Raw genomic sequence first — 17,890 nt, 5'->3', positions numbered from 1 at the left:
AATAGATTAGGATGGCTGGTATCAGCCTTGCCACCCTAAACGTTCTTATTCATTACACGGTTAATCCATAGTTCCGGCAAAGCGCCGCAAGTCCGCCAGAGAAGCCTGAGCCGATCGCTTGGAACTTCCAGTCGGAACCCTGCCTGTACAATTCGCAGAAAACGATCGCTGTCTCGATAGAGAACTCTTCCCCGAGGTCATAACGAAGTACTTCTCTGCCTGAGGATTCGTCAACCAAACGCACAAAGGCATTTGATACTTGTCCAAAATTTTGGTGCCGGGATTCGGCATCATGAATGGTTACGGTAATCCCAATCCGCTGGATGTGGGCAGGCACCTTCGAGAAGTCGATTTTGACCTGCTCGTCGTCTCCGTCGCCCTCGCCCGTACGGTTATCCCCGGTATGCTCAACTGCGCCGTTATAGGCGATCAATGCGTTATAGAATACAAAATCCTTCTCATCCTTGGCCTTACCGTCCTGATGCAGCAGAAAAGCGCTGGCATCCAGATCGATTTCGCCGCCACCAGAGTATTTATTTGTATCCCAGCCAAGACCGAGCACAACCTTGGTAAGGCCTGGGTTAGTTTTGGTAAGATCAATCCGTTGTCCCTTGGAAAGATTAATGGACATCGTGTTATTCCTCCTTAACGCCTGCAAGGCTCTGAACGCTTACGCTAAAGCAGAGCCTATCCAGCCCATTTTTTTGATAGCCGCATTCGGCAGCAACAAGCTTAACCAACTAGCACAAGCTATAGCTAACCTTAAGCGGCTATGGCGATTCACGCCTCCACTCGGAACGTGAATCCAATAATTTCTTTTTCAAAAAAAGGGCCGCCGCCGGCGACCCTTTACGGGTAGTTGTCAATAATTAGCTAGTAGCCAAACCGTAGTTGCGCGCCAAGCCGCCCAATCCGTCTTGGAAGCCGCTGCCGATCGCGCTGAATTTCCACTCGCCTGCATTACGGTAAAGCTCACCAACGATAACCGCCGTCTCAATGGAGAAATCTTCTCCCAAGTCGTAACGGATCAATTCCGTGCCGCTTTGCTCGTCAACGATACGAACGAATGCGTTGGAAACTTGTCCAAAATTTTGGCTGCGTGCTTGCGCATCGTGAATCGTAATGCTGAATGCGATTTTGTCCGTTTCCGCAGGAACTGCGGCAAGGTCAACTTTAACTTGCTCATCGTCCCCATCGCCCTCGCCTGTGCGGTTGTCGCCAGTATGAGCTACGGAGCCGTTGCTGTTCTTAGGATTGTTATAGAAGATAAAGTCGGAATCAGAACCTACTTTACCTTGTGCATTCAAGCAAAATACGGAAGCATCAAGGTCAAAGTCTTTCCCGCCGTCATATTTATTAGTATCCCAGCCTAGACCAACTGTAATTTTCGTAAGACCTGGGTTTGTTTTCGTAAGATCGATTTTTTGTCCTTTGGATAAGCTAATTGCCATTTGAAATGCCCTCTTTTCTCAATAGAATTATTGGTATTGACGAGCAAGAATATCGATATGGGCAGCATGAGTGCCTTCTCCGATTGCATTGAACTTCCATTCCCCATTGTGCCTGTAAAGCTCACCGACAACGAGCGCTGTCTTGCCAGCGTAGTTGTCCGTCAAGTTAAAACGGATCAGCTCTTGGTTGTTAACCGGGTTAACGATACGGATAAACGCGGATTTAATCATTCCAAAATCCTGACGTCTGGATTCACATTCGTAAATGTTGACCACGACGAGAATTCTTTCAACCGTAGCCGGAATTCGGTCAAGCTGTACGATGATTTGCTCATCATCGCCATCGCCTTCCCCTGTGATATTGTCGCCCGTATGAACGACAGATCCGCAGCCGCTTTGCTTATTGTAGAAGCAAACGAGATTTTTCTCACCGGATAGTTTGCCGTTTGCATCAAGCAGCAATGCGGAAGCATCACAGTCGACGTTAGCAGCCTTCTTCATTCCGAAAAATCCGCCTTTTACCGCGGCAGGGTCCCAGCCTAGTCCTACGATCACCTTGCTGAGTCCGGCGTTGCCCTTCGTGAGGTCAACCTTCTGACCCTTAACGAGAGAGATAGCCATTAGATTTGCACCCCCTTTCCTTGAGTGTTGCGAAGAGAACCATAGATTGCTTCATTGATGACCAGCGTTCTATCCATCAATACGCCTAATCGACAGGTAGGTTCCAAAAAAAATGCAGTCTCTACATTATTCTACAAAACCTGATAATTACCTCTTCTTTACACAAAAACATTATAAGGTTAGCAGCCTTGCGGCAATTGCCGTTTCAAGACCTGCGCTACCTTTAATTTTATAACATTCCTCGTTCCAATTACAAATTTCTTCAAAAATAAGAAACATTCAGGAGATACCGTCGAATTCACTCGCATCATAAGCATGTACCCTTTTAAGCAAAGTGCAAAACAGGATACGCGGCGTTAATAAAGCAGACACTATTTTTCTAAAAAAAGGGTGGAAAAATCAGATCATAAGGGGGATAATTATAATTAGTAAATACACACTCGCGAGGTGTTCGCATGGACTTTATAAAAAAGAACAAAACCGGCCTTATTTTTGCCGCTTTGCTCCTCATTAACGGATTATTCTTATTATCGCTGTATCTTTCCAAAAATTAAATAAAGCAGACAAAGCCCCCTCGCATAGGCCCGTCTGCTTGCATTTCGTAGTACGCTCTCCATTATGAACGCACGGGTTCTTTATCCTTCTGCTCATGCATCGCAATAAGCTTCTCATGATGTGTGGAATATAATGCTTTCACTTCCTCCTGCGGCGCCAAATATTTTTTCGCGCTGTTCACAGCATTAGGACCTTCCATAAACCCGCCAGCGATCAGCTTCAGCTTGCCAGGGAACGTGACGACGTCGCCTACCGCAAAAACACCATCTATATTCGACTTCATATGGACATCAACGACTATTTTGTCTTCTTGCAGTTCCAAGCCCCATTTTTTGATCGGACCTAGATCTCCCGTAATGCCGTGGTTAACGATAACCTCGTCTACATAAAGCTCACGCGTTTCCTTTGTCTCCAAATGCTCGATCGTCACGCAGCTTACCTGTTCACCGTCGCCATGCAATTCTTTTAGCCAAAACGGAGTAATAATGTCTACAGAGGAGTTCCTCATTTGGGTAACGTTGCTCTCATGCCCGCCAAATTGATCGCGCCGATGGACGACCGTGACCTGCGCTGCAATGGGCTCCAGCGCATTCGCCCAGTCTACTGCCGAATCGCCTCCACCGGAAATTAGTACCTGTTTGCCCCGAAAATGATCGAGGCTGTTCACTGCATAATGAAGGCTGTTTCCCTCATAACCGACCGCACCCTCTTGGTCAAGCTTGCGGGTCACGAACGTGCCATGCCCAACCGCCAAAATAACGGTACGCGAATAATGCGTCTCCCCCGTATGGCTGATTAAGCGGAAGCAACCGTCCGAAAGCCTCTCCAATTGCTCAATTCGCTGGGACAACGCCACTTCCGGCTTAAAGGTCAGTCCTTGCTTTTCCACTTGTTTGATAAAATCTGCACCTGTAATGGCAGCAATGCCGCCCACATCATGCAAGACCTTCTCGGGATAGAACTGCACCTTGCCGCCAAGCTGCGGGGCAGACTCGATAATCTTCGTCCTTAGCTCCCTCATCCCGCTATAAAAGGCTGTAAACAGTCCTACCGGCCCTCCGCCGATAATCGTAACATCATATATATCCATCTCTGCTTGAGCTGTCATCTTTTCGTTTCTCCTCTCCAGGATACCGCTTTTTTTCCATTATAATTGATAATGATTATCATCGTCAAATACATTCTCTATTTTCCGCGTCTCTGCTTGAGACATGGTGTGATTGAGATATGCGGGTGAATGAAGTACATTACAACTATAAACCTAAAGGAGCACGACGATGACGATTCAAGAAATAGATGAAAAATCCCTTTTTAACCTTATGTCCAGCGGCAGCGGCAAAACAGCCGTCTACTTTTTCACTCCGCTATGCGGCACATGCAAGCTCGGCGAACGCATGCTGGAAATTGCTGAGCTCACAGGCACTTCTGTTCCGCTCTACAAGCTGAACATCAATTATGCGCCTCGCCTGCGCGAGCAATGGAAAATCGCTAGCGTACCTTGCCTCGTGCTGCTCGAAAATGGCGAGCCCCTTCAAAAGGAATACGCCATGGCGTCGGTAGACCATGTGTATTCGCTTTTGAAATAAAAGGCTTGATTAGGTTGAAGGAGAGAGAGGGACATCAATCAGCGAGATCGACTTTTGTGCGCCGCCGCAGCCACTCAGCTTGTACGTATAGCTTTGTTTGGCTTGCTCTTTTATTAGCGATTCGCACCGATATGTCTTGACTGTAGGCGAACCAAATTTATCCTGCGAAGTATCGTAACGGACCTCGATCTGCTCTTCTATTCTGGAGAGGCTATAAAAGATCGGGTCCGCCTCCTTCGTGTAATGAACAACCCTGACCCGATCTAAAGAACCGCTAATAAACGCATCCAATTGCTCACTGTTTTGTACGATCCCCCGCTTCGCGATAACGTCTTCTGCCTCATTTACCACATATTCATTTGCGGTAGGGGCAGCCTGCCCCATTCCATTATCTGGGCTGGTGGCAGCACAGCCACCAAGCATGAGTACGAGCCCTGCAAAAATAATGAATCTGCTGAATGCCACTCCGTATCTTCCTTCCCGCTAACTTTATTTCTTAATGCAGACGTTCTGGTTCGTCTTTCACCGCTCGATGCTGCAAACAAACGGACTCGCTGCGCCTAATCAATCATCAGCCATTGCTCATAGCCTGCATTTCGCTTATTTGATAACGAAGCTTTAGAATCTCCTCCAAAAGCGCTTGCTGCTCCGAAGGCTCTTCCGGCTGCGCGCTGCCCATCAGCTGCGTCAGCCGAAGCTCCAGCATTTCCCGTTCATTCTGGTCGTTCTGCTGCTCAGGGGACAATAATCGGCTTCGGTCCTTAGAGCTATATTCCTCAAAGGAGCCTGGGAACAGGCTAACCTTCCCCCTTCCCTCCATCACGAGCAAACGGTTTGCTGCCTGACGGATGAAATAGCGGTCATGAGTCACCAGCAGCACTGCTCCCGGATAGTGAAGCAGCGCCTCCTCCACCTGCTCACGCGTGCCGATATCCAAATAGTTCGTCGGTTCATCGAGGACGAGCAGATTTGCTTTGCCAAAGTAGAGCTTTAGAAAGGCTACCCGACAGCGCTCGCCCATACTCAAATCGCCGATTCGCTTGAAGACATCCTCCTTGGAAAATAAGAAGCAGCCGAGAATCGTCCGAGCATGCGATTGGGTCATATTGGGCAGTGCAAGAAGGCTGTCTAATATGGTCGTTGCAAGATCAAGCTTACTGAGCTCCTGCTCGAAATAGCCTATCCTCGCTTGCGGATGCAGCTCCACCTTGCCTTCGTCCGGAATTAAGCTGCCCGTCGCAAGCTTCAGCAGCGTCGACTTGCCAACGCCGTTTGGCCCAAGCACGGCGAGGCGGTCGCCGCGGCCAATGGTAAGACTGAGCATGCTTAATAGAGGGGGATGGCCCTCGTAGGCAAAACTTACATTATCCATGCGAAGCAGCGAGGGAGCCGCAAACTCATCCGTCTCCAAGAGCATCCGCAGTTCCGATTCCTCGCGGGGCTTATTCACCTTTCCTTGTTCCAGCCGCTCCAGTGCGGTTTCCTTGGCATGCAGCCGCGAGACGTTCTTTTTCGATTTTGACCGAAGAAAATCATTTTGACCCGCCGCCTTATGCGCTTGCTGGAACCATTCCGCATACATCCTGATGCTATCAAGCAGCTTTTCCCGCTCCAGCTCCTGCTTCTTGTACTGTGCCAGCTGCGTTCTCCGTTCCAGCTCTTTTTGCTCCTTATATGCCGTATAGCCGCCCGCATACCGCCTGCAGCCTCCAGCCACCAGCTCCAAAATGGAGGTAGCCGTGCGGTCGATAAACATCCGGTCATGCGAGACGTACAGCACCGTTCCCGGATAGGTCTGCACCCATTGCTCCAGCCAAGCCAGCGCCTCTGCATCCAAATGGTTCGTTGGCTCATCCAGCAGCACCAGCTTCGGTTCCCTAACCATAAGGGAGGCCAGCTGGGCTTTCGTCTTCTGCCCTCCGCTAAGCTGCGCAAATGGCAAGCCCCATAAAGACGGATCGAAGCTTAGCTGCTTCAAACATTGCTCCGCTTTTACCTCCCCTTCATAGCCGCCAAGCTGGACATATCGCTCATATAATTCGCTATATCGGTTTAGCAATTCCTCGCCTGCCTCCTCGTCTTGCATTTGCTTCGTTAGCGCAGCCATGCTTTGCTTGAGCTCAAACCATTCAGCCGAACCCGCCTGTACGAATTCCAGCAAAGTGAGCGAGGAGTCGAGCTGCGCCTGCTGATCCAGCCAGCCCCATTCCTCCAGAGGCAAGAGGCGCTGTACCTCGCCGCCATCGAAGGCGAGCCGGCCCGTCAAGCCTTGCAAAAGTGTCGTTTTGCCAATTCCATTACGGCCGAACAGCGCGAGCCGCTCGCCTTCTTTTACCTCAAATTCAATATTTTCAAATAGCAGCTTGCCGTCAAATTCTTTATTTACCTGTTTAATCTTTAATAGCATCACAAGACATTCCCCATTTCTCCGAACATAATAAAAAACCGTGGCCAGCGGCACACGGTCGAATACGCATGGGGAAAATCAGGTAAACGAAAACAAAGGATGCGTCACGCCGCTGAAAAGCGGGTAAACATCACCTGTATATCGCAACTGATTCATGTTACTTAGGACCCCAAATCGACACACGTATCCCTGACCGGTTCTCGCAAATCGAGAACGCCGCTTGTACTTAAACAAGTTGTTTACAGGAATCGTGTATTACTTCATCGGCAGGGTTACCTCCGTCAGTCATCAGTTTTAATATGCGTCTATTATATCGGACTATTGAATTCGAATTCAAGCCCAAGTTTACATAAGGTACCAAATAAAGTTAGTACTAGGCTGCAAAGACCGAATCGGCGATTATATACCCTATACACAACTACACTATGGAGGTGCCTCATGAATCCAGTTTATATTACGAGCATCGGGAAGTTTTTGCCCGGCTCTCCTGTCAGCAATGATGAAATCGAAGATTATCTTGGCAAAATCGGTGGCAAAAGCTCAAAATCCATGCGCCGCATCCTCGATCAAAATAAAATACGCTTTCGCCACTACGCCTTGGACAAACAACAAAAGAGCCTTTACACCAATGCGGAAATGGCGAGTCTCGCTATCCATGATGCCCTTACGAGAAACAAAGAGGCCTTGCAGGACAACATTGATTTTCTCGCTGTCGGCACGACGCAAGGCGATTTGCTTGTTCCGGGCTTTGCCAGCATGGTCCATGCAGAAGCCAACCTCCCCGTGATGGAGGTCGCCACTCACCATGGCGTCTGCGCAAGCGGGATGCAGGCGATGAAGAATGCTTACCTGCATGTGCAGTCGGGCGAGCAGCAGACCGCCATCTCCTGCGCCAGCGAGTTTCCGAGCCGCGTCTTTAAGCATACGCGATTCGAAGCGCAGGCAGGACTTGCCGAGCGTCCCGTTCCGTTCGACACCGACTTTCTTAGGTTTATGCTCTCCGACGGCGCCGGCGCTGCGGTGCTGCAGCACCAGCCATCCGCCAGCGGATTATCGCTGCGCATCGAATGGATCGATAATAAGTCTTACGCGAATCTCTATGACGTCTGCATGTATGCAGGCAGCAACAAGGAAAACCTCGAACAGGCAAGCTGGCTCGATTATCGCTCCATTCACGAGGCTGCCGATGACGGCGCCATCAATTTAAAGCAGGATATTCGGCTGGTGAATGAAATGCCCAAAGTTGGCGTGAACCGTTTTTTCGAGCTGGTCGATGAAGGCAAGGTTGACCCTGCGGGCATTGACTGGATGGTCTGCCATTATTCCTCCCATTTCTTCCGCGAGGAAATATTCAGGCTGCTGCAGCTCGGCGGGCTTACCATCCCTGAGGAGAAATGGTTTACAAATTTGTACACGAAGGGAAACACTGGCGCGGCGTCGATCTATATCATGCTGGAGGAGCTGTTGAATGAAGGCCATTTACAGCCAGGCGAGAAAGTGCTGTGCATGGTGCCCGAGAGCGGCCGATTCCAGACCTCATATATGCTGCTGACGGTCGTTGGCTCAGCCATTGAGCCCAGTGGCGCTGCATCTCAGCCTGTGTTCGAGGAGCGTGAGCCTGAAGCTCCGCATTTGGAGTACGACGAGGCTGATCATGTGCAAGCGCAGCTGGTAAGGCAGCTGGTTCAGGTATGGATCGATTTTGAGCAAAAGCTCGCACAGGTCCCGGTCATCCATAAGCTGTATAACCAGAAATTCACGCTCAGCGATTACAAGGCCTTGATGGAAAATATCCGCCAGCAAGTCATTGACGGTTCGCAGTGGATCGCCCGCGCCGCGTCCTATATCGCCATTGAGCATATCGATCTTCGTTCCACGTTCATTGCCCATGCGCGCGATGAGCATCGCGACTTTCAAATTCTCGAGCGCAATTACGTTGCCGTCGGCGGTGAGCTAAGCAAAATCCAATCGGGCGAGAAAAATATTGGCAGCGAGGCGCTCTCGGCTTATTTATTCCAGCGGGCTAGCCGCGATAATCCCGTCGACCTCATCGGAGCCATGTGGATCATTGAAGGGCTTGGCTGCCGAATGGCGCGCTACTGGGGCGAGATGATCCGTGACCAGCTTGGGCTTAGCGATGAAGAGGTATCCTTCTTGCTTTATCATAGCGACTCCGACGAAAAACATTTCGAACGGCTGGAGGCCGTCGTTCAGCATCCGATGCTGACCGCGGACATTGCAGTGCGTATCGTGAAAACAGCCAAAACGACGGCCCGTCTGTACCTGCTGCAGCTAGAGGAGCTGGGTAATGTATGAGCAACGCCGATTATTTCAATAACATGCCGCATGACAAAAACGATCCCAATCCGTTTTTAGCCATCTACATGGACCAAAGCATTCCCTTCAATGAGGAAGCAAAGGCCGCTTATCTCAAAGATTGCGCCAGCAAATCGAGGCAATTTCTGCTGCCGGTGCTCCGGCCGTTCGCAAGGATGATGATTATTCTATTGCAGCTCTACAAAATCATAGTCCCAAAAGCGTTCACATCCTCCAGGCTGCTGCACCGGGTGCTTCATTTTGGGATGAAAACCTTTGTCAGCCCAAGCGCAAACTTTATGATTTTGCGACACTTTTATCTCGGCTCCGAGGTGCTCGGCTTTATTCGGGACAATGTGCCCGGCGTTCAGATCGAGATGAATCCGCTAAAGCCTACTCACCTAGAACCGGTAAAAGACGATCTCTTTCTCATTCACGATCTCAACCTATACAACTTCGTCATCAATCTAAACCGCGAGCTGCGTGAGAAGGGGATTGAAGTAACGAAGCAGGAGCAGCTCCAATTCGGGTCGATTACATCGACTCCTTTGCCGATCGAGCAAATGCCAAACCGTTGGACTAACTTTATGGATCTGACCACAGCAATCGAATGCTTCACCCCTGTTTATCAAATGTTCCTGACGGACAATGATTTTTGGCGGGCGACCAACTCGCTCCAGCTTGATGAGACCATCGGTATTCTCGCCTCCAAAATCATCGGCAGCAACGATCGGCTCGCGCTCATTAATAACAAGCATCCCATGGTGCCGCTGACGACGCTGAAAGCCGGCTTTCGGCTCGTGCTTCACGGGTTAGCGACGGAGCAGCTCCATGCGCTGCTTGTCGAGCTTAAGCTCAAGCAGCAGCAAGGGCAGGCTTCGTAAGTAACACATACAATCGCATAAACCTATTCATGAAAAAGGCAATCCCACGGCTCGCGGGATTGCCTTTTTTTCGGTTTTTCAGCCGCTTCGTTATTGGCGTTCAACCTTAAATCCTTTTTTCTCTAAGAGCGGTACGATGCCGTCCTGCCCAATCATATGAGCCGCCCCTACAACAACAAAGTACGTCTTCTTCTCGCCGCCATTCAGGTATCCTGTAATTTTATCCACCATCGGTACGTTCCGGTCGGAAAGAAGCGCTTTGTAAAACTCGTCGTTCGTCATCGTGGACTGGGTCAGTTCGAGCAGCTGCTCCTCGTTGCCTGTTGCCCACATTTCCGATAACGCATCGATACTTGAACTTTCCGCGTAATATTGTTCTATGGAAGAATTCAGCATTTCCTCCTGCAGCTTATCCGAGAAATTGTTAAACATATTAAGCTGGTATTCAATGGACTCCAGCTCCAGAATCGGCAGCTGGCTTACGTTGGCCTGCTGCAGGAAATGTGCGTCAATGCCAATGCCTGCATCGAAGCCTGATTTGGCCGAAGTTAGATAATCCAGCGCGGTGGAAACGTTCCACGCTTTGAAGGTATCGAGCGCATGGGTCTCCAAGCCGTTCTCTTGCAAAATTTCACCCAGCTTCTTGTACGCTTCGGCTGAAATATGATCCTTTAGCGTCGTGTTGTCCTTATAAACGCTTATATCCAGCACTTGCTGCTGAACAGCCTCATCATCCATTTTCGTAATATCAGCCTCTACGACCAAAAAGTTGGAGGCATCATAGGCTTTCTGAATTTCAGGCCGCAGCGGATACATGGCCTTGTTCGCAATATGTATCGAGCCTAGCAAATAGACGGTATTGCCTGCATTTTCGGTTTTCCAAAGGAAGCCGCGGCTCGGTTCTCTTTCTTCAATCGTAACGGCCCGCTGTTCTTTATTCCAGGATACCTCATAGCCCGAAGCCTCGCTGACCGTACGCAGAGGAATATAGACCGTTCCCTTGATGAGCTTCGGAGCGACAAGCAAACCTTGCTCGGATTGATTGACTACGGCCCCCAGATTGCCGATTTGGAATAAAAGAACGAGTCCTTCTTTCTTACCCGTAATGACTTTATTGTCTTGGTCCCATGTGACTTCAAAGCCAAACTTTTCAAGGATCTGCTTTGCAGGGACGAGCGTCGTGCCATGCTCCATAATCGGCTGTTGTTCGCCAAGCAGTACCTGCTGATCTTCAAGCCAAACCGAAATCGGCTTTTCTTCCGCTTGCACATTGGTAACGAACGAGAATAGTAGAGCTAGCGAAAGAAATAATGCTGCAAACTTTTTCATATATGGATCCTCTCTTTCTTCATCCAGCGGCCTGTTTACGAGATGTAGAATCATCCAGCATTTTCCGCTTTCCTATCCTTTATTCTACACAGGGCCTTCGCGCAATTTCCAGTTCGGAAAATACCAATCTATTTTTCGTTGCAAATCGGATGGAAGAATGCTGACCTACGTTGTATGTGCGGAGAAAAAGCCGTTTGGCATCAAAAAAAGGCATGCGCCGCACAGGTGCGCATACCTTTATTGTTATTCTATATAACTTGACCAAAAGCTTCTCGTTTTGGTCGCTGCGTAAGTAAAACATTGTATGAGTCGCGGTTGCAGCCATATTCTTAAATTGGCTAAGGTGAACCCTTCATTTCTCAAATTCGATCTTCCCGCTTCGAATATCCTTCATTTCTTTCGTTCACTTTGACTATATCTCCAATACCTAGCCATTCGCTGCCCATTTGGGGCCGCTGAGCTAGTTTAGATCTATTTTTTAGACCTATTTTATCCACTTCGGCTATTTGCTCCAGATTAGATCTAAAAATTAGATCTATTTCTCCAAAACCCAGCCATATGCTGCCCAGTGGGCGCCTCTGAGCTAGTTTAGATCTATTTTTTAGACCTATTTTATCCATTTCGGCTATTTGCTCCAGATTAGATCTAAAAATTAGATCTATTTCTCCAAAACCCAGCCATACGCTGCCCATTTGGGGCCGCTGGGCTAGTTTAGATCTATTTTTTAGACCTATTTTATCCATTTCCGCTATATGCTCCAGATTAGATCTAAAAATTAGATCTATTTCTCCAAAACCCAGCCATACGCTACCCATTCCCGGGGACACTGGCTAGATTAGATCTATTTTTTAGACCTATTTTATCCATTTCGGCTATTTTCGCCAGATTAGATCTGAAAATTAGATCTATTTCTCCAAAACCCAGCCATACGCTGCCCATTTGGGGCCACTGGGCTAGTTTAGATCTATTTTATCCATTTCGGCTATTTTCGCCAGTTTAGATCTGAAAATTAGATCTATTTCTCCAATACCTAGCCATACGCTGACCATTCCCGGGGACGCTGGCTAGATTAGATCTTGCGCGAATAGTTTCCTTACTTAAAAAATGATGAATAAACGATGAGATCCACCAACGGCCGTCTGAAGACGAGAATACGATTCACGAATATCCATGGAGGAACTGCCCCATTACAAATGGCTATCATGGACCGACTGTGCTTCCGTCTGAAATCCTGCTTTCAGAAACTTTTTAAGTCTAAAATCATTGGTTAGGCTTATATAGCAAGACCTTTCACGATGAAAATGTATAATTCAAAAAACGGTCGGCATTTCTCATGCTGCTCCAAATATCCGCGCTTTCCCCGCCTACATACCAGTAAGCTAGGCCTGCAAGCTCCGCATCCACAACCAGCTTGTACTTAGCGGTTAATGAGCGCCCGTCTTCGAGCCACATACGGTGGCGCACGCCATTTTTTAAATAAGCGGCCGTATACTGGCCGATCTTCGCGTCCCACACCGGTTTGATGGCAAATTGGGCCATAAGCGCATTTTGCTGGGTGAGCGAGATAAATTCGGTTGAGGCTACACTTCCGTCCTTATTCAAATCCCAATCGCGGTTGTAGAGCGGTACCGCTAAAATAATTTTCCCGCCAGCTACATGCTTCAACAGCTTATCCAGAGCAGCCTTGTCAAAACCTAGAGAAGCATTAGAACCAGCTTCCGAGCTTCCTCCCCAATGCTCGTCATAGCCCATCAAAACAACGTAATCCACAAGCTTGCCTAGTGCTGCAAAGTCGAAAGCATCCGTCCAGTCGGTCCCTCTGTCTGGCGATACATCGATAGAAAGCGTAACGCTAAGGAGCTTGAGCTTCTTCGCTAATTCCGTCATAAACGCAGTGAGGGCCGCGCGGTCCTGCGGGGCAACATTTTCAAAATCGATATTGAGTCCATCGAGTTTATAGGATTTGGCGTAAGCAACCAGTTTAGTGACCGCATTGCTTCTGGCGGCCGAGCTCGACAGCATCTGATGCGTAGCCGCCTGATCGGAGCGATTGCCAACCATCGCCCATACTTTTTTGTTGTGCTGCTTAGCCCATGTAAGGAGTGAGGAGTCCGTGTTATCCACTATATTGCCTAAAGCGTCTGTAAAATACCAGCGCGGGGATAGCGTATTCACATTGGATTTCAGCACGTTGTTCTGATACTCTTTCGTGGTCTGGCCATACTGCCAGCCAAGCTTTATTGACTCTGTCGGCGCTGCTTTCAGCTCCGCTTCCCAGGTTTTATTCTGGAGCACCCGATAGATCATAACCGCCGTCTCTTGTCTTGTGATCGGCTTTGTCGGCCGGAAATCACCTTGCTCATCACCTTTGATTAATCCTAGCTTGTGTACAGCCGCTACAGAGGCGCTTGCCCATGAAGCAATCTGGCTGCTGTCGCCAAAGGCCAGCGATGCCTCTGCTTTGCTTCCTGCTTGTTTTAGCGCCCTAGCCAATAAAACGGCGGCCTCCTGCCGCGTAACTGGCATGGACGGCGCAAAGGCGGTAGCACTAGTGCCGTCTGCCAAGCCAAGCTGCACAGCTGCTTGGATCCAGCCGTAATGCCAAGCTTGCTTGGGAACGTCGGCAAATGGAGAGACCGGGGACGTTACCGGCTCCAAACCCAGCAATCGGTCGATGATCGCAACAAATTCCGCTCGGGATATCGATTGGGCTGGAGAGAAGCTTCTCTCTGTCGTGCCCGTTATGATTTTTCGATTATATAAATCTATGATTTCCTGTTTCGCATAGCTGTTTCCAATATCATCGAAGGGCAAGCTGCTCAAGCTGTCTACTGGCTTTCCCATCGTTGTAAATACGGTTAGTAACGCAATGGTTACCATCGCGAATCTATGATATGCCCGTTTCATGAAGACCCTCCCAAAGAACCGCATCTCCGAAGCATATCAAACTATGAAAAATTACTCATTGCAAAAATAATGGTAGAACGCTGGAGCTTCCCTGGTATCCAATAGAAAAATAAAGAGCGCTCCCCGTCAAAAGGGGAGCGCTCGCTTTATACTACTTTACCATTCTTGACGCTTACGCTTCTGGCTTCGTTTCCAGCGGTTTCAATCTTGCTTCGATCTGCGCACGCTGCGGCTCAAGGAACGGAGGCAATGCAAGCGATTCGCCAAGATGATTGATATCCTCATCCGTATCGAAGCCCGGGCCGTCGGTGGCCAACTCGAACAATATGCCATTTGGCTCACGGAAGTACAAAGAACGGAAGTAATATCGGTCGACGAATCCGGAATTCGGAATGCGTACACCGCGAATATGCTCGATCCACTCGCGCAGCTCATCGTCATTGTCTACGCGGAAAGCAACGTGATGAACGCCGCCGTAGCCCTGCTGCTCACGCGGAAGATCATTGCGCTCCTCGATATGAACCTCTGCCCCGCTGCCGCCTTCACCTGTTTCAAATACGGTAATATCCGGCTGGCCTGCCACTGTCGATGGATACTTCCCTTTTTCCCTGAAGCCCATTAGCTGAGTCAGCACGAGTACAGTCGGCTCCGGATTTTTGACGGTTAGCTGGACGGGGCCCAAACCCAGAATGCCGTATGCCGCAGGCACGGTGCTTTTCTCCCAAGGCACCCCGCCTGCTACGCCATTATTGTTCTCGTCAGAAACTAGAACTAGGCGTTGTCCTTCAAAGTCTCGGAATGCAATCGTCTGGCGTCCCGCTCGTTCGGTTATTTCGTCATGATCCACTTCAAACTGCTCGAAGCGTTCTTTCCAGTAACGAAGGGCCTCATCATTGGCTACGCGAAGGGAGAGGGAAGAAATACTGCTCGTGCCCTCCCGGTTTTTGGCGGTCATCGGAAATTCAAAGAACGTGAGCTCCGTTCCCGGATTGCCTTTCTCATCCCCATAAAACAAATGATAAACCGAGGTCTCATCTTGGTTAACGGTTTTTTTGACCAAACGAAGTCCCAATAGCTGTGTGTAAAATTCGAAATTGCCCGAAGCTGTCCCTGTGATAGCCGATACATGGTGAATGCCTTTAAGCTGCATAATATAAACCTCCTCCAATTTTATAAACCCAAACACGATCGATTTAGATGGCCACATGCCCTTAATTTTGAATTTTCTTGAGCAGCATGAGCAGCTGTTTCTTCTCTTCCTGATTTAGAGCATTATATTGTGATGCCTGGTAATACTCCTGTAATGGTACAACTTCATTAAATAGGGCCTGCCCCTTTGCAGATAGCGAGACGTATTTGGTTTTCCACTCTTGCTCCCGCTTGACGAGATCAAGTTCCTCCAGCTTGCTTAGCAGCTGCGTAATATTTCCCTTGGTAACAAAAAGCTTGTCAGCCAGCTGCTGCTGCGTCAACCGCCCATGCGCGCCTACCTGAGCAAGAATATCGAATTGTGCAGCGGACAAGCTCCACTGTTTCAGATGCTGGTGAGTATCGCGCAAGCTTTGACTGTACACCCGCGATAGGCGGTACCATATCATTAGGCCTAATCGCTGATCGCGTCCAGACAAGAAATCTTTTGTACCGTTTTGCTCCATCTGACCACCTCGCCTCTTTGTTATATTCATCAGTTTAGAACTAAACTGATGAAAAGTCAACCCATTCTGATGCAACCCCTACCCAGGGCTAGGGCGGACGAAGGAGCAATATGATAAAATGAGCGGATACCAAGCTTAAGGAGATTCAGCATGCTTGAACGGAACCGTTTTTCGCAGCATCACCTGCCCATGGGGCAAGCTCAGCTTGAACTGGCTGCGCGCAACAAGCGCAGACGAAATCGGCTGCTGCTGTTTATTATTTTGGCATTAAGCTCCGTTTTATTATGGAAAAGCATTCTCACCTTAGAGCCTTATTTGCCCGAAATTGATCCCATTCCTGCCCCTGCGCCCCCCGTCACTGGGCTGCACCCGATCGTATTCGCTAAGCAAAACGAGCTAATCGCCGAAGCGGCAAGCGCCGGCATCGATATACTTATTTCGGATGGATTCCGCTCGAGTGAGGAGCAAGATGCCATTTATGCTAAGGGCAGAACGGCCGAAGGCCAAGTAGTGACCCAAGTACAGGGCGGCCACTCTTATCACAATTACGGTCTCGCTATCGATTTTGCGCTGCGCACGAAGAAAGGCGAGGTCGTATGGGACATGGAATACGACGGCAATAAGAATGGAAAGGCAGATTGGATGGAGGTCGTCGCCATCGCTAAGAAACTGGGCTTCTCTTGGGGCGGAGATTGGAAAAACTTCCCTGACTATCCTCATCTTCAGATGGACTTTGGCTATTCGATTCGCCAGCTTCGCAACGGACAACGTCCGCCTGTTGATCCGGAATAGACCTATAGGAAGGAGAAACGGCTGTCGCCGTCCTTTGGCAGCCCAGCGCGTTTCATTCCGAGAAATCTAGGGAAGAGACAGCGAAATAATATACGTTCCTATATTTCAATAAAAAAGAGTGCAACGGGCGATCCGCTGCACTCTTTTTTATTGATATTTGCTTCTTATGGCAAGCAGGATAAGAATAAGCATCACTGCCGATATTAAAGGAAGCCGCTATTACAGCCCTGCTATAATCTCATAAGAACGAAGGCGTGCCTTATGGTCGAAGATATGGGCCGCGACCATGATTTCATCCGCTTTTGTCGCCTCAATATACTGTTTCAGCTTGCTTCGTACCGTATCCGGCCCGCCGACGATCGACGATCCGAGCTGCTGCTGCAAAGCGATCTTTTCCTGCGCTGTCCATAAACTATCCATATCACGTACAGGAGCAGGTAGCTGCCCGCGCGTATTGCGGATAAAGGATAGAAACAGCTGCTGCATGGACGTTGCCAAATATGCCGCCTCCTCGTCCGTATCTGCCGCGACTACGTTGACTGCCACCATTCCGTTTGGCTTATCGAGAACCGCCGAGGGCTTAAAGCTGCTTCGGTAAAGATTCATAGCCGGCACCGTAAACGTCGGTGAGAAATGTCCCGCGAACGCGAACGGCAAACCAAGCTCCGCTGCAAGCAAGGCGCTAAAATCGCTGGAGCCGAGCAGCCATATCGGAATATCGAGTCCTTCACCGGGAATCGCACGTACGGGCATGCCCACTTCCGATCTAGACGGATCCAGGAACGCCCTTAGCTCAGTAAGCTGTTCCGGGAAGTCCTGTCCGTTGCTTCTTCTGCTCCCGCGCAGTGCCGCTGCTGTTAAGCCGTCTGTTCCAGGCGCGCGCCCAAGTCCAAGGTCAATCCGGCCGGGAAATAAAGATTCTAGCGTGCCGAATTGCTCGGCGATCACAAGCGGCGCATGGTTAGGCAGCATAATGCCGCCGGAGCCTACCCGGATCGTCGACGTGCCTGCAGCTACGTGGCCGATAACGATCGACGTAGCCGAGCTGGCAATGCTGGCAGCGTTATGGTGTTCAGCCAGCCAATAACGGTTATAGCCCCATTTTTCCGCATGCTGCGCCAAGTCCAGCGTATTGCTTAGCGATTCAGCCACAGAGCCTCCCTCAACGATTGGAGACACATCAAGAACCGATAATGGGATATTAAAAGTCGAATTACTGCTCGTTTGTTCTGACATTACGTTCACCCTTTACTTCAAAGTTTTAAAAAACGGCCTTTTTAAGGCAATAATCTTCCTTAACTGTATGAATATTTGATACATATTGAACGTGAAAACAAACAAATTCGGTCGATCCTCTGGCTTTCAAGCCCCGGATGCAGTTGAGCGC

At 49.3% G+C, this 17,890-nt stretch carries 16 protein-coding genes; 4 read left to right on the top strand and 12 right to left on the bottom strand.

Features of this window, described 5'->3' with window-relative positions; translation table 11 throughout:
- Window positions 1-52: 52 nt before the first annotated feature.
- The 4 genes from FJQ58_RS10170 to FJQ58_RS10155 all read right to left on the bottom strand — a co-directional run bounded on the left by FJQ58_RS10170 (window position 53) and on the right by FJQ58_RS10155 (window position 3,735).
- The gene (locus tag FJQ58_RS10170) at window positions 53-631 is read right to left on the bottom strand and encodes a TerD family protein (protein WP_139992935.1); all 579 of its coding nucleotides are present in this window, start codon (window positions 629-631) and stop codon (window positions 53-55) included.
- 238 nt (window positions 632-869) lie between these two features.
- A complete protein-coding gene (locus FJQ58_RS10165; RefSeq protein WP_139992933.1) occupies window positions 870-1,451 on the bottom strand; it encodes a TerD family protein in 582 nt (193 codons plus the stop codon).
- Between the two features lie 27 nt (window positions 1,452-1,478).
- Entirely contained in the window at window positions 1,479-2,072 is a 594-nt protein-coding gene (locus FJQ58_RS10160; RefSeq protein WP_139992931.1) for a TerD family protein, read from the bottom strand.
- 616 nt (window positions 2,073-2,688) lie between these two features.
- Window positions 2,689-3,735: an NAD(P)/FAD-dependent oxidoreductase gene (locus tag FJQ58_RS10155; RefSeq protein WP_139992929.1), complete on the bottom strand. Its 1,047-nt coding sequence runs from the start codon at window positions 3,733-3,735 to the stop codon at window positions 2,689-2,691.
- Window positions 3,736-3,904: 169 nt separating this feature from the next.
- Here FJQ58_RS10155 and FJQ58_RS10150 point away from each other — a divergent pair, with 169 nt between their 5' ends.
- Window positions 3,905-4,213, top strand: coding sequence for a thioredoxin family protein (locus FJQ58_RS10150; protein ID WP_139992927.1), 309 nt, complete (start codon window positions 3,905-3,907; stop codon window positions 4,211-4,213).
- Between the two features lie 9 nt (window positions 4,214-4,222).
- On the opposite strand, the gene FJQ58_RS10145 is transcribed toward FJQ58_RS10150, so the two are convergent.
- Window positions 4,223-4,678, bottom strand: a complete 456-nt coding sequence (locus FJQ58_RS10145; RefSeq protein ID WP_139992925.1) for a DUF4362 domain-containing protein — start codon at window positions 4,676-4,678, stop codon at window positions 4,223-4,225.
- 106 nt (window positions 4,679-4,784) lie between these two features.
- Window positions 4,785-6,620 (bottom strand): ribosomal protection-like ABC-F family protein, encoded by a 1,836-nt coding sequence (gene abc-f / locus FJQ58_RS10140; protein ID WP_139993167.1) that lies wholly within the window; start codon window positions 6,618-6,620, stop codon window positions 4,785-4,787.
- Window positions 6,621-7,058: 438 nt separating this feature from the next.
- Between abc-f and FJQ58_RS10135 the strand changes: the two genes are divergently transcribed.
- Window positions 7,059-8,936 carry a 3-oxoacyl-[acyl-carrier-protein] synthase III C-terminal domain-containing protein gene (locus FJQ58_RS10135; protein WP_139992923.1) on the top strand — a complete coding sequence of 626 codons (1,878 nt, stop codon included), beginning with the start codon at window positions 7,059-7,061 and terminating at the stop codon, window positions 8,934-8,936.
- Complete coding sequence (locus FJQ58_RS10130; protein ID WP_139992921.1) at window positions 8,933-9,820, top strand: DUF6999 family protein; 888 nt, start codon at window positions 8,933-8,935, stop codon at window positions 9,818-9,820. Before FJQ58_RS10135 ends, FJQ58_RS10130 begins: the two co-directional genes overlap by 4 nt.
- Window positions 9,821-9,910: 90 nt before the next feature.
- On the opposite strand, the gene FJQ58_RS10125 is transcribed toward FJQ58_RS10130, so the two are convergent.
- The 5 genes from FJQ58_RS10125 to FJQ58_RS10105 all read right to left on the bottom strand — a co-directional run bounded on the left by FJQ58_RS10125 (window position 9,911) and on the right by FJQ58_RS10105 (window position 15,711).
- Window positions 9,911-11,149 (bottom strand): TraB/GumN family protein, encoded by a 1,239-nt coding sequence (locus FJQ58_RS10125; protein WP_162341408.1) that lies wholly within the window; start codon window positions 11,147-11,149, stop codon window positions 9,911-9,913.
- Between the two features lie 359 nt (window positions 11,150-11,508).
- Complete coding sequence (locus FJQ58_RS10120; protein ID WP_139992917.1) at window positions 11,509-11,892, bottom strand: hypothetical protein; 384 nt, start codon at window positions 11,890-11,892, stop codon at window positions 11,509-11,511.
- Between the two features lie 547 nt (window positions 11,893-12,439).
- Window positions 12,440-14,056, bottom strand: a complete 1,617-nt coding sequence (locus FJQ58_RS10115) for an S-layer homology domain-containing protein (RefSeq protein ID WP_238403949.1) — start codon at window positions 14,054-14,056, stop codon at window positions 12,440-12,442.
- Between the two features lie 172 nt (window positions 14,057-14,228).
- Entirely contained in the window at window positions 14,229-15,206 is a 978-nt protein-coding gene (locus tag FJQ58_RS10110) for a ring-cleaving dioxygenase (RefSeq protein ID WP_139992915.1), read from the bottom strand.
- Window positions 15,207-15,267: 61 nt separating this feature from the next.
- Window positions 15,268-15,711 (bottom strand): MarR family winged helix-turn-helix transcriptional regulator, encoded by a 444-nt coding sequence (locus FJQ58_RS10105; RefSeq protein WP_139992913.1) that lies wholly within the window; start codon window positions 15,709-15,711, stop codon window positions 15,268-15,270.
- A gap of 150 nt (window positions 15,712-15,861) precedes the next feature.
- On the opposite strand from FJQ58_RS10105, the gene FJQ58_RS10100 reads away from it, so the two are divergent.
- Complete coding sequence (locus tag FJQ58_RS10100; RefSeq protein ID WP_238403948.1) at window positions 15,862-16,503, top strand: M15 family metallopeptidase; 642 nt, start codon at window positions 15,862-15,864, stop codon at window positions 16,501-16,503.
- A 219-nt stretch (window positions 16,504-16,722) separates the two neighbouring features.
- Here the strand turns inward: FJQ58_RS10100 and FJQ58_RS10095 are convergent, their stop codons facing one another.
- Entirely contained in the window at window positions 16,723-17,739 is a 1,017-nt protein-coding gene (locus FJQ58_RS10095; RefSeq protein ID WP_139992911.1) for an LLM class flavin-dependent oxidoreductase, read from the bottom strand.
- Window positions 17,740-17,890: the final 151 nt, after the last annotated feature.

Source organism: Paenibacillus paridis (assembly GCF_006345825.1).
GTDB lineage: Bacteria > Bacillota > Bacilli > Paenibacillales > Paenibacillaceae > Pristimantibacillus > Pristimantibacillus paridis.
This window is presented reverse-complemented; position numbering and strand designations above follow the sequence as displayed.

What these genes read in the sequence shown, in the direction of transcription:
- FJQ58_RS10170 (WP_139992935.1), bottom strand. Translation starts at nt 631, where the DNA reads ATGTCCATTAATCTTTCCAAGGGACAACGGATTGATCTTACCAAAACT.
- FJQ58_RS10165 (WP_139992933.1), bottom strand. Translation starts at nt 1,451, where the DNA reads ATGGCAATTAGCTTATCCAAAGGACAAAAAATCGATCTTACGAAAACA.
- FJQ58_RS10160 (WP_139992931.1), bottom strand. Translation starts at nt 2,072, where the DNA reads ATGGCTATCTCTCTCGTTAAGGGTCAGAAGGTTGACCTCACGAAGGGC.
- FJQ58_RS10155 (WP_139992929.1), bottom strand. Translation starts at nt 3,735, where the DNA reads ATGACAGCTCAAGCAGAGATGGATATATATGATGTTACGATTATCGGC.
- FJQ58_RS10150 (WP_139992927.1), top strand. Translation starts at nt 3,905, where the DNA reads ATGACGATTCAAGAAATAGATGAAAAATCCCTTTTTAACCTTATGTCC.
- abc-f (WP_139993167.1), bottom strand. Translation starts at nt 6,620, where the DNA reads ATGCTATTAAAGATTAAACAGGTAAATAAAGAATTTGACGGCAAGCTG.
- FJQ58_RS10135 (WP_139992923.1), top strand. Translation starts at nt 7,059, where the DNA reads ATGAATCCAGTTTATATTACGAGCATCGGGAAGTTTTTGCCCGGCTCT.
- FJQ58_RS10130 (WP_139992921.1), top strand. Translation starts at nt 8,933, where the DNA reads ATGAGCAACGCCGATTATTTCAATAACATGCCGCATGACAAAAACGAT.
- FJQ58_RS10125 (WP_162341408.1), bottom strand. Translation starts at nt 11,149, where the DNA reads ATGAAAAAGTTTGCAGCATTATTTCTTTCGCTAGCTCTACTATTCTCG.
- FJQ58_RS10120 (WP_139992917.1), bottom strand. Translation starts at nt 11,892, where the DNA reads ATGGATAAAATAGGTCTAAAAAATAGATCTAAACTAGCCCAGCGGCCC.
- FJQ58_RS10115 (WP_238403949.1), bottom strand. Translation starts at nt 14,056, where the DNA reads ATGAAACGGGCATATCATAGATTCGCGATGGTAACCATTGCGTTACTA.
- FJQ58_RS10110 (WP_139992915.1), bottom strand. Translation starts at nt 15,206, where the DNA reads ATGCAGCTTAAAGGCATTCACCATGTATCGGCTATCACAGGGACAGCT.
- FJQ58_RS10105 (WP_139992913.1), bottom strand. Translation starts at nt 15,711, where the DNA reads ATGGAGCAAAACGGTACAAAAGATTTCTTGTCTGGACGCGATCAGCGA.
- FJQ58_RS10100 (WP_238403948.1), top strand. Translation starts at nt 15,862, where the DNA reads ATGCTTGAACGGAACCGTTTTTCGCAGCATCACCTGCCCATGGGGCAA.
- FJQ58_RS10095 (WP_139992911.1), bottom strand. Translation starts at nt 17,739, where the DNA reads ATGTCAGAACAAACGAGCAGTAATTCGACTTTTAATATCCCATTATCG.